Origin of the sequence: Streptomyces noursei ATCC 11455 (assembly GCF_001704275.1) — a bacterium.
Classification (GTDB): Bacteria; Actinomycetota; Actinomycetes; order Streptomycetales; family Streptomycetaceae; genus Streptomyces; species Streptomyces noursei.
Genome location: NZ_CP011533.1, coordinates 8,938,137 through 8,948,868, shown reverse-complemented (window position 1 = coordinate 8,948,868; position 10,732 = coordinate 8,938,137). Strand labels below are relative to the sequence as shown.

The window sequence follows — 10,732 nt, the reverse complement described above, 5'->3', positions numbered from 1 at the left end:
TCCATGGCGCGCACCACCCTTCCCACCGCACTCCGCCACCATCTGGCGGCGCTGCGGATCCTGCTCGCGCTCACCGTGATCACCGGCATCGGCTACCCCCTCCTCGTCACCGGCATCGCCCAGGCCGGCCTCGCCGAACAGGCCAACGGCTCCCTGCTGACGACGCACGGCACCACCGTGGCCTCGCGCCTGATCGGCCAGAACTTCGCCCTCCCCGCGCGCCACCCCGGCGACCCGCACGAGGTTCCGCGCCCCGACCCCGGCTGGTTCCAACCCCGGCCGTCCGCCGGCGGCTACGACCCCGGCAACTCCGGCGCCAGCAACCTCGGCCCCACCAATCCGCTGCTCACCGCGACCGTCCGGGCCCGCCGCGCCGCGCTCGCCGCGTTCGACGGCGTACCCCCGGCGGCCGTCCCGGCGGACGCCGTCACCGGCAGCGGCTCCGGCCTCGACCCGGCGATCTCCCCGGCCTACGCGTACCAGCAGGTCCGGCGCGTGGCGCGGGCCCGCCGGCTGACCCCCGCCCGGGTCCGGCGCCTGGTCACCCGACAGCTGCACGGGCGGGACCTGGGCTTCCTCGGCCAGCCGTACGTCAACGTCGTGGAGCTGAACCAGGCGTTGGCGGAGGAGGCACGTCCGGACCGCGCCGGTCTCAGGCGCGCACCGGGCTGACGGACTCGTAGGCCGCCCCCGCCTGGTTGGCCGGCGGCGGCGCGACCAGCCGGGGCGGGTGTCCGATCAGCGTGCCGTAACAGGTGTAGTCGCCGCGCCGCAAAAAGGGCGAACTGCGCGACGGTGTGCCGGGGGCCGGTGGGCGCGCCACACTGGGCACAGCGGCCCGCGCCCCCGCACGGCCCCTGTGCGGCATCCCGGGCCGGCACCGTCCCGTGGGAGGAGGCGCCTGGATGGGCGCGACATACGGACTCGTGGCGGCGGTCTTTCTCGCCTCGGTGGTCGAGGCGGTGGAGGCGCTGACCATCGTCATGGCGATGGGCATGACCCGCGGCTGGAAGTCCGCCTGGGCCGGCACCGCGGCCGCCGCCGCGGCCCTCGCGGTCTTCACCGTCGCGGCGGGCTACGCCCTGGCCACCTGGCTGCCCAAGGCGGCGCTCCAACTGACCGTGGGCGCCCTGCTGCTGGTCTTCGGCCTGCAGTGGCTGCGCAAGGCGGTCCTCCGCGGCGCGGGGCTCAAGCCGCACCACGACGAGGAGTCGGCCTTCGCCGAGCAGACCTCCGCGGCCCTGGGTGCCGGCCGGACCACCCGTTTCGGCCTGGACTGGTTCGCGTTCACGGTCTCGCTCAAGGGCGTCTTCCTGGAGGGGGTGGAGATCGTCTTCATCGTGATCACCTTCGGCACCAGCGCCCACGACGTGCCGGTGGCCGCCGGCACCGCGGCCGTCGCCGCGGTCTGTGTGGCGATCGCCGGGTTCTTCGCCCACCGACCGCTCTCCCGCGTCCCCGAGAACACCCTCAAGTACGGTGTCGGACTGCTGCTGGCCGGCTTCGGCACCTACTGGGCCGTGGCCGGGCTCGGCGTCTTCGCACCCGGCGGGCAGAGCCTCGCGTGGCTCGGCCACGACCGGGCGATCCCGGTGCTGATCGCGGCCTGGTTCGGCGTCAGCCGACTGCTGATCCGGATCGCGCCGGCCGTCGCCGGGCCCCGTCCGCACCCGACCGCATCCGACCGCATCGACCGAGGAGCCCCGTGAACGTCCCGACCCTCGCCAAGGGCTTCGCCCGTTTCTGGTACGCCTTCGTCATCGGCGACGACTGGAAGATCGCCGCGTCCGTGGTGGCGGTTCTGGTGGTCGGCACGGTCGCGCTGCTCGCCGGGGCCGCGCCCGGCGGGGTGCTGGCCGCGCTGCTGACGCTGCTGCTGATGGCCGGTTTCGCCGGCGTGCTGCTGCTCGACGTGCGCCACCGCGGGCGTTCCTGACAGGACGTCAGAAAATGGCGATCGGCAGGCGCCCTGAGCTGCCGGGATCAGGAAAACGTCAACATCGCCGCGTTCCGCCACACACCGTCCCGGCCGGTGTGAACATGGCCGCAACCCATGTCCGCTCGGCCGCCCGAGGTTCCCCTCGCCGAACCAGGCGCCGTGGGGTCGTGCAGGCATGGTGAGGGAGGGGCTGTCGGTGGCGCCGAACAGGGTCGCGGCCGAGGCGTCGGACGCACGGCCGGGGAAGCTCAAGGTGTTCCTCGGCGCGGCGCCCGGTGTCGGCAAGACGTACCGGATGCTGGACGAGGGGCGCCGGCGCCTCAGACGGGGCACCGATGTGGTGGTGGCGTATGCCGAGTGCCACGGCCGGCAGTACACCGAGGAGATGCTCGACGGGCTGGAGGTGGTGCCCCGGCTGCACCGCTCCTATCGCGGCTCGACCTTCACCGAGCTGGACCTCGACGCGGTCCTCGCCCGCCGCCCCGCGGTCGCCCTCGTCGACGAACTGCCGCACACCAACGTGCCAGGCGGCCGCAACGCCAAGCGGTGGCAGGACATCGACGAGCTGCTCGCCGCCGGGATCGACGTGGTCACCACCGTCAACGTCCAGCACCTGGAGTCGCTCAACGACGTGGTGGAGAAGATCACCGGAGTCCCGCAGCGGGAGACCGTGCCCGACGACGTGGTCCGCCGCGCCGACCAGATCGAGCTGGTGGACATGCCCGCCGAGGCACTGCGCCGGCGCATGGCACACGGCAACATCTACCAGCCGGAGAAGGTCGATGCCGCGCTCGCGCACTACTTCCGGATCGGCAACCTGACGGCCCTTCGGGAGCTGGCGCTGCTGTGGGTCGCCGGACGCGTGGACGAGACCCTGCAGAAGTACCGGTCCGACCACGGCATCGGCACCGTCTGGGAGACCCGCGAACGCGTGGTGGTGGCGCTCACCGGCGGCCCCGAGGGCGAGACCCTGATCCGCCGCGCGGAGCGGATCGCGGACCGCCCCCGAGCGCTCAACTCCGTTCGCGCAGGGGGGACCCCCATCTCCGGCGGCGATCTGCTGGCCGTGCACGTCGCCCGCAGCGACGGCCTGGCCTACGCCTCCCCCGCCGCACTCGCCAAACAACGCGCCCTGGTGGAGAGTCTGGGCGGCAGCTATCACTCGGTCGTCGGCGACCACGTCCCCACCGCGCTGCTGGACTTCGCCCGCGCCGAGAACGCCACCCAGCTCGTCCTGGGCACCAGCCGCCGCAGCTGGTTCTCCCGCCTGGTGGCACCTCGCGGTATCGGGGAGGACACCGTCGAGTTGTCCGGAGACATCGACGTCCACTTGGTCACCCACGAAGGGGCCGGCCGTGGTCGCCGGCTGCCCGTTCCGGGCCGGCAGCTGCCGCACGCCCGCCGCGTCGTCGGACCGGTGGCCGGCCTCGTCCTCCCCCTCCTCCTGACCACCGTGCTCACCCACACCCGGGGCGCCCTGAACCTCACCAGCGAGGCCCTGCTCTTCATGGTCACCGTCGTCGGTGTGGCCTGCCTGGGCGGCGTGGTCTCGGCACTGCTCGCCTCGCTCGCCGCCTCCCTGCTGCTCAACTACTACTTCATTCCGCCCAGCGGCGAGTTCACCATCACCGAACCCAACAACGCCCTGGCGCTGGCGGTGTTCGCGCTGGTCGCGGCCACGGTCGCCGCTCTGGTGGACCGTTCCCTGCGGCTGTCCCGGCGCGCCGCCAGCGCCACCGCGGAGGCCGAGACCCTCTCCTCCATGGCCGGCACCATCCTGCGCGGCGAACAGGGGGTGTCGGTGCTGCTGGAACGCACCCGCGAGACGTTCGGCATGGAGTCCGCCGAACTCGTCCCGCGCGCCGAGCAGGAGACCGACGCCGACGAGGAGTGCGACGATCTGGTGAAGGTGCCGGCCGGACCGGACCGCCTCCTCGTCCTCCGCGGACGCCGCCTGCCCGCCTCCGAACACCGCGTGCTGACCGCCTTCGCCGCCCACCTCGCCGCCGCGCTCGACCACGCCCGCCTGATGGAGGCCGCCGCCCAGGTGGAACCCGTCAAGGCGGCGGACCGGCTGCGCACCGCGCTGCTGGCCGCGGTCAGCCACGACCTGCGGACCCCACTGGCGAGCGGCCGGGCCGCGATCAGCTCCCTGCGCAGCCCGGACGTGGTCTTCTCCCCGGCCGAACGCAGCGAACTGCTGGCCACCGCCGAAGAGTCGCTCATCGAGCTCAACCGGCTGGTCGACAACCTCCTCGACATGAGCCGGCTCCGCGCCGGCGCGCTCTCCCTGGACCTCCAGCCCACCGCCTTCGCCGACGTCCTGCCGCTGGCCCTGGCCACGCTGCCCGCGACACCGGTGCGGATCGCGTTCCAGGGGCTCGCGGAGGTCCGCGACGTGCTCGCCGACCCGCCCCTGTTGGAACGGGTGATCGCCAACCTCGTGACCAACGCGGTGCGCCACTGCGCCGCGTCCCAGCAAGTGCTGATCACCGCCAGCTCCCTCGGCTCACGCGTCGAGTTGCGGGTCGTCGACCAGGGACCGGGACTGCCGCCGGAGGACCGGGACCGGATCTTCGTCCCCTTCCAGCGGCTCGGCGACCGGGACAACACCAGCGGCCTGGGACTGGGCCTGGCGCTCTCCCGGGGCCTGGCCGAGGCGATGGGCGGCACCCTCGACCCCGAGGACACCCCGGGCGGCGGGCTGACCATGGTCCTCTCCCTGCGCGCCGCGCCGGTGGCGGAGCCGGTCGAGGCGGTGGAGCTCGGCTAGTCCGCGCGCGGCGCATCCGGAGGAAGGCGGGTCGATGGGCACAGGGGCCGTGGCCGTACTGGCCGGGATCGCCGCGTTCGGCGGCCTGCTCGGGATGCTCGCCGGAGTGCACGGGCTCCGGCAGGTGCGCCGGGTGCAACGGACGGGCGTGTGCGTGCCGGCCCTGGTCAAGCAGCCCCTTGGGCGGCTCTCCGACGCGTCGGCCCGGCCGCGCCCGCTGCTCCAGTTCGCGACCGTGGACGACCGGGTGATGGAGATCGTCTGCCCCGTGACGCCGACGCGCCGCCGTCCGCTCGGCGACGGTGACCGGGTGCTCCTCCACTACGACCCCGCCGATCCCCGTACCGTCGTCGTCGAGGGTCAGGAACACCTGGCGCTGGAGCGGGCGTTCATCGCCGGCGGTGCGGTCGTCCTCCTGCTGTCCCTGGTGCTGCTCGTGGCCTCCCGCACGATCCCTTGACCGACGCCCGCGCCCCGGCGTCGCGGCGGATGATGCGCCTCGATGCGGCGCCCGCCGCCGAGGACCGTCCTGCGTAAAGACGGTGGCAGTGACCCGATAAAACCCGGTAGGTTTCCTCGCGGAGTGCCGGGAAGTCTGGTCGGCGACGGTTCAACCACAGCCGGAGCCAGCGAAAGACGAGCGTGTGACCGACCTTACTGCCATCCTCCTCCTCGTCGTCTTCGCCACCCTGGTGGCCACCGGCGCGCGCCACTGGCGCATTCCGGCTCCCTCGCTGCTGGTCGTCGGCGGCGTCCTGATAGGGCTACTGCCCTGGCTCCGGAACGTCCAGGTGGCACCCGAAGTGATCAGCGTGGTGGTGCTGCCTCCGCTGCTGTACGCCTCCGCCGAGGAGATCCCCTGGCGCGAACTGCGGATGGTGTGGCGGCCGGTGACGGTGCTCGCCTTCGGTCTGGTGCTGGCCACCGCGGCGGCCGTGGGAGCGGTGGCCGCCGCGGTCAGCCCGCTCTCCCCCACCATGGCCCTCGTGCTGGGCGCGGTGCTGGCCAGCACCGACCCGGTCGCCGTGACGGCGCTCGGCCGCAAGATAGCCCTGCCGCCGCGGATACAGGTGCTGGTCCAGTCCGAGAGCCTCTTCAACGACGCCACCAGCCTGGTGCTGTTCAAGGTGGCGGTGGGCAGCGCCATAGCGGTCCACGCCGTCGCCCTGCCCGCGGCCGGCGGCCAGTTCCTGATCCTGGGCGGCGGCGGGGCACTGGTCGGCGGCGCCGTCGCGGCCGTGGTGGCGCTGATCCGGCGGCGGACCGAGGACCCGATACTGGAGACCGTGATCGCCCTGGTCACCCCGTACGCCTCGTACGTCGTGGCCGAGGACGTGCACGCCTCCGGCGTCACCGCGGTGGTGGTCGCGGGGGTGGTGCTCGGCAGCACCGGGCACAAGCTCACCAACGCCACCATCCGCCTCCAGGTGCACGCCGTCTACGGCACGGTGGTCTTCCTCCTGGAGAGCGTGGTCTTCGCCCTCATCGGCCTGGAACTGCCGGCTCTGGTACGGCAGTTGAACGTCGACGATCACACCTGGCCGCTCGGCGTGCTCGCGGTCGCCGGCACTGTGATCGCCGTGCGGATGCTGGGTGTGCTGCCGCTCTCCGCCGTCATGCAGCGCCGTCGCGGCAACGGCACGGTCACCTGGCGCATCCCCGCGGTGGTCTCCTGGGCCGGCACCCGCGGTGTGATGCCGCTGGCCGCCGCGCTGTCCATCCCGCTGGCCGCCGACGACGGCAGCCCGCTGCCGCACCGTGCGCTGGTCCTCGTCCTGACCACCGGCGTGGTCGTCTTCACCCTCGTCCTGCAGGGCTTCACCCTCGCGCCCGTCGTGCGCTGGTCCCGGATCGCGCTGGAGCCGGAGCACACCGCCCGCGAGGAGGCCCGCGCCCGTGCGGGTCTCGCCCAGGCCGGCTTGTCCTGCCTGGACGAATTGGAGGCGGCCGAGGCCGCGCCCACCGCACTCATCGACCAGCTGCGCCGCGGTCTGCTGGCCCGTCTGGACCAGGCCGACGCCGACCAGGACGACGACACCACGCCCGCCGCCTGGGCCTCGGCCAGCACCTACCGGGCACTGCGCCGCACGGTGATAGCCGCCGAATCCACGCAGCTCCAACGGCTTTACGCGGACCACCACATCAGCGACACCACCCGGCGCCGACTGCAACGGAGCCTGGACCTGGAAGAGGCCGGACTGGGCGAGGACTGATCCGCTCAGAACCGGTCCGGGAACTTCACGCCGGCCACCAGCAGCCCGACCAGCGCCACCGCCACCAGCACCCCCACGATGCGCTCCACGCTCACCGCGCCACCCCCGGCACCGCCCCGCCACGGCCTTCCATCACGGACCTTCCTCCTCGTGTGCTCCGCCCCATCGGGATCCGCTCCACCGTGGCGGCCGGCACCGCCCCTCGTGGGCAACACAGTCGGTTCCCTAACGGAATCCGAACGGTGCGCCCTCACGAGGCCGGCACCGTCGGGCCCCGTCGGGCCCGGATCGCGCGACGCGTCAGCGGTCCGGCCCGAGCTCACCGAGCGTGTCGTTCGCGGTGTGCGACAGGGGCAGGTCCATGGTGAAGATGTCCAGCAGCGGCAGGTACACGGGAACAACCACTGCCCCCGGGACGGCGGTTGACGTCCCGTCCGTGCGGCTCGGCTCAGGGGTGCTCCGCCCGCTCGCCGGCGCTGCGTTCGATGCAGAATTCGTTGCCCTCGGGGTCGGCCAGGGTCACCCAGCCGGTTCCGTCGGGCTTGCGGTGGTCCTCCACCACCGTGGCACCCAGGGCGAGCACGCGGGCGACCTCCTCGTCCCGCGACCGGTCCTGGGGTTGCAGGTCCATGTGCACCCGGTTCTTCACCGTCTTGCCCTCGGGCACCGCGATGAACAGCAGTGCCGAGCCCGGCGCGGTGACCACCGCCTCGGGGTCCCCCGGGGCGTCGTCGTCGGCCAGCGAGCCGTCCAGGACAGCGGCCCAGAACTGCCCCAGGCGGTAGGCGTCGGAGCAGTCGAAGGTGAGGTGTCGCACGAGAGAGGCCATGGGGCGCACTATCCGGCAGCCCCTGGTGGCTGTCCAGCGAATTCCCCGGCCGGAAGACACCGCCGCGGAATGCCGGGCACACCTCCCAAAAGCTTGAAACCGACACCGAATCCAGTGGAAAAAGAACCCTTCGCACCAGTCAGTCATATGGCGCATATAGTGAAAAAGGTAGCCACCAGAAGGTAGCCGCCATACGTGCGCAACCTGGGAGCTAGGCGTGGCTCGCATCACCATCAACGGCGTGACCATTGACCCTTTGGTCCAGTCCGAAGAGCTGGCCGGCGAATCGCTGGTCTCCGAGGATGCTTCGGCATCAAACTACCTGCTTGTACAGACCACACATGTGCCGTCGGCGGCGGAGAAGGAGCAACTCGCCGCCCTGGGTGTGGTCATCCACGAATACGTACCCGACAGTACCTATCTGTGCGGATACCGGCCGTCCGACCTGGAGGCCGTTCGCGCCCTGCCGTTCGTGGCCTGGGCGGACATCTATCTCCAGGGCTTCAAGCTCGCCCCGTCGCTCCGTTCGGGCAGGCTGCGGCCGGGCATCGCCGAACTCGCCGCGCCGATCGAGGCGGCGGAAGCCCGCACACACACCATCGATGTCGTCCTCCACCAGGACGTCGATCCGAGCACCGCCGGAGTGCAGGAGCGGATCGCGCAGGCCGCCGGGGTCGGCGCCGGTGGCGTCCAACCCGGCCGGCGGAAGGTGCGGATGACCGTTCCGGAGGAGAACCTGACCGCACTGATCTCCCTGGACGAGATACGGCAGGTCGAGGAAGTCCCCGACATGGTGCTGTACAACTCCGTTGCGGGGAAGCTGCTGAACGCCAGGGTCTCGCACAACGGCACGCCCTTCCGGGGCGAGGGGCAGGTCGTGGCCATCGCCGACACCGGCCTCGACACGGGTTCCGCCCAAGACGTGCACCCCGCGTTCCAGGGCCGGGTCAAGCGCTTGATCGCCCTCGGCCGCACGGCGCCGGATCAGACCGACGATCCCAACGGGCACGGCACGCACGTCGCCGGTTCGGTCCTCGGCGACGGCACCTCCGCGTCGATGGGCGGCAGCATCGCCGGCACCGCGCCTGCGGCGACCCTGGTCCTGCAGTCCCTCCTGGACGACAACGGTGGTCTGGGCGGCATCCCGACCGATCTGCAGGACCTCTTCGAGCCGCCGTACACCGAGGACGAGGCTCGGGTCCACACCAACTCATGGGGGCCGACCCTGCCGGGGCTGCCGTACAACCAGCAGTCGGCCGAGATCGACCAGATGGTCTGGGACAACAAGAACCTCGTGATCTGCTTCGCCGCGGGCAACGCCGGCCGCGATCAGGGCCGGACCGGGCGGATCAGCCCGGCCTCCGTCAGCGGACCGGCCGCGGCCAAGAACTGCCTCACCGTCGGCGCCAGCGAGAGCCTGCGTCCTGATATCCCGCTGACCTACGGCCAGTTGAGCTCGCTCTCCTTCCCGGTCAATCCGATCCACGACGACCGGCAGGCGAACCATCCCGAGGGCATGGCGGCGTTCAGCAGCCGGGGGCCCACACAGGAAGGCCGCTTCGCGCCCGACTTCGTCGCTCCCGGCACCTCGATCCTGTCGACCCACTCACGTGCGGCGAAGTTCAGCACGGTGTTCGGGGTCTCCGACGACCCGGCGTTCTTCTTCGACAGCGGGACGAGCATGGCCACGCCGCTGATCGCGGGGTGCGCGGCGGTGCTGCGCGAAGCGCTGATGAAGAACGGCACCCCCGATCCGAGCGCCGCGCTGGTCAAGGCCCTGCTGATCAACGGCGCGGACGACCTCCCCGGCCAGTACACGCCCACCGAGGCCGGCCCGTCCCCGAACAACAACTCCGGCTTCGGGCTGGTCAATCTGGAACAGGCCGTCGTGCTGCCGGATTCCGATGGCCGGGCGGGCTTCACCGACGAGGACGCATTGGCCCAGGACGAGGAGCGGCCGTTCACCGTCCCGGTCCCGCAGGGCGACGGTCACCAGCTGAAGGTCACCCTGGTCTGGACGGACCCGCCCGGTCCGGCACTGCAGAACGACCTCGACCTGATCGTCCGCGCGGGCGGGCAGGAGCGCCACGGGAACATGGACACCGACCCCGGCTTCGACCGCGTCAACAACGTCGAGCAGGTCCGTTGGGCCGACATCCCGGCTGGGGACGCGCAGGTCGTCGTCCGCGCGCACCGGATCACGCAGTTCGCCCAGCCGTACGCCGTGGCCTGGCGCCTGGCCTGAGCCGGACACCCGTCCCGAAGGAGACCGGCCGAGAAGCAAGGGGACCTGCCAAGCGGACGGAGGAGAACCAAGAGGACCGAGGAGAACCAGAACCAGCCCCCGGCGTGGCGTCGCATGAGGTCATATCGGCCGTTGTGTCAGGGTGTTGGCCGTCGCCAGGAGTTCGCGCGGATGCCGCGGCCAAGGCCGCGCAGGAGCACCCCGTCGCGCTCCTCGCGGTCGGTCCGCAACACGGTGAACGCCTCGAAGGGCAGCTCGGCGGCGTACTCCGCGGTCCCCTGCGGATCTTCCCGGAAGCTCTCCCACAGCAGGACGTCGGGGCAGCCCTCCCACTGGGTCAGCAGGAGCATCGGGGTGACGGCCCGGGCATCCGTCGTGGGGAGGTTCTCCCGGCGGAAGGGCAGGCGTTCGTGCTCCTTCCGGATCAGCGCCCAGTCCAGGCCGTCGGGCCTGGCCACGGGGTATCCGCAGCGCACCCGCGCCAGTGCGTGGAGGTGCTCCGGGTCGGCCCACTCCCCGGCAGGCCGGTGCCTCCGGAGGTCAGGACGGCGAGCATCTGCGGCTTCATCCGGTCGGCGAGTGCGTCGGCGGTGGCCGGGTCGGCGAGGCTCAGCGCGAGGCGAAGCGCGGAGCGGGAGCTGTCGCTCACGGGTCGGGTCCCTTCGCGGCGTTGCGGGTGGCGGAGCGGTGCCGGCGCGCGGGCCTGTGGCGCAGCGGTCCGCACGCACCGGCT

11 protein-coding genes are annotated in these 10,732 nt (G+C 72.1%); 7 read left to right on the top strand and 4 right to left on the bottom strand.

Going from position 1 to position 10,732, the window contains the following annotated elements:
* Window positions 1–3 precede the first annotated feature (3 nt).
* The 6 genes from kdpC to SNOUR_RS38400 all read left to right on the top strand — a co-directional run bounded on the left by kdpC (window position 4) and on the right by SNOUR_RS38400 (window position 6,925).
* Entirely contained in the window at window positions 4–672 is a 669-nt protein-coding gene (gene kdpC, locus SNOUR_RS38425) for a potassium-transporting ATPase subunit KdpC (protein ID WP_067356494.1), read from the top strand.
* A 233-nt stretch (window positions 673–905) separates the two neighbouring features.
* The gene (locus SNOUR_RS38420; protein ID WP_067356492.1) at window positions 906–1,709 is read left to right on the top strand and encodes a COG4280 domain-containing protein; all 804 of its coding nucleotides are present in this window, start codon (window positions 906–908) and stop codon (window positions 1,707–1,709) included.
* Window positions 1,706–1,936: a hypothetical protein gene (locus SNOUR_RS38415; RefSeq protein ID WP_067356490.1), complete on the top strand. Its 231-nt coding sequence runs from the start codon at window positions 1,706–1,708 to the stop codon at window positions 1,934–1,936. The genes SNOUR_RS38420 and SNOUR_RS38415 overlap by 4 nt, the downstream gene beginning before the upstream one ends.
* 199 nt (window positions 1,937–2,135) lie before the next feature.
* Window positions 2,136–4,712, top strand: coding sequence for a sensor histidine kinase (locus SNOUR_RS38410; protein WP_312635261.1), 2,577 nt, complete (start codon window positions 2,136–2,138; stop codon window positions 4,710–4,712).
* Between the two features lie 34 nt (window positions 4,713–4,746).
* Window positions 4,747–5,172, top strand: a complete 426-nt coding sequence (locus SNOUR_RS38405; RefSeq protein ID WP_067356485.1) for a DUF3592 domain-containing protein — start codon at window positions 4,747–4,749, stop codon at window positions 5,170–5,172.
* A 184-nt stretch (window positions 5,173–5,356) separates the two neighbouring features.
* Window positions 5,357–6,925, top strand: coding sequence for a Na+/H+ antiporter (locus tag SNOUR_RS38400; protein WP_067356482.1), 1,569 nt, complete (start codon window positions 5,357–5,359; stop codon window positions 6,923–6,925).
* Between the two features lie 5 nt (window positions 6,926–6,930).
* Here SNOUR_RS38400 and SNOUR_RS38395 read toward each other — a convergent pair whose 3' ends face one another.
* The gene (locus SNOUR_RS38395) at window positions 6,931–7,020 is read right to left on the bottom strand and encodes a K+-transporting ATPase subunit F (protein WP_067356479.1); all 90 of its coding nucleotides are present in this window, start codon (window positions 7,018–7,020) and stop codon (window positions 6,931–6,933) included.
* 353 nt (window positions 7,021–7,373) lie between these two features.
* On the bottom strand, window positions 7,374–7,754 hold the full coding sequence (locus SNOUR_RS38390; RefSeq protein WP_067356476.1) for a VOC family protein: 381 nt from the start codon (window positions 7,752–7,754) through the stop codon (window positions 7,374–7,376).
* 241 nt (window positions 7,755–7,995) lie between these two features.
* Here SNOUR_RS38390 and SNOUR_RS38385 point away from each other — a divergent pair, with 241 nt between their 5' ends.
* Window positions 7,996–9,999 carry a S8 family serine peptidase gene (locus SNOUR_RS38385; RefSeq protein WP_312635256.1) on the top strand — a complete coding sequence of 668 codons (2,004 nt, stop codon included), beginning with the start codon at window positions 7,996–7,998 and terminating at the stop codon, window positions 9,997–9,999.
* 137 nt (window positions 10,000–10,136) lie between these two features.
* Here the strand turns inward: SNOUR_RS38385 and SNOUR_RS38380 are convergent, their stop codons facing one another.
* Window positions 10,137–10,457, bottom strand: a complete 321-nt coding sequence (locus tag SNOUR_RS38380) for a hypothetical protein (RefSeq protein ID WP_067356470.1) — start codon at window positions 10,455–10,457, stop codon at window positions 10,137–10,139.
* On the bottom strand, window positions 10,424–10,648 hold the full coding sequence (locus SNOUR_RS38375; protein WP_067356467.1) for a hypothetical protein: 225 nt from the start codon (window positions 10,646–10,648) through the stop codon (window positions 10,424–10,426). Before SNOUR_RS38375 ends, SNOUR_RS38380 begins: the two co-directional genes overlap by 34 nt.
* Window positions 10,649–10,732: the final 84 nt, after the last annotated feature.

Excerpts from the sequence above, each read along its gene's own strand:
- kdpC (WP_067356494.1), top strand. The coding sequence starts at position 4 with ATGGCGCGCACCACCCTTCCCACCGCACTCCGCCACCATCTGGCGGCG.
- SNOUR_RS38420 (WP_067356492.1), top strand. The coding sequence starts at position 906 with ATGGGCGCGACATACGGACTCGTGGCGGCGGTCTTTCTCGCCTCGGTG.
- SNOUR_RS38405 (WP_067356485.1), top strand. The coding sequence starts at position 4,747 with ATGGGCACAGGGGCCGTGGCCGTACTGGCCGGGATCGCCGCGTTCGGC.
- SNOUR_RS38390 (WP_067356476.1), bottom strand. The coding sequence starts at position 7,754 with ATGGCCTCTCTCGTGCGACACCTCACCTTCGACTGCTCCGACGCCTAC.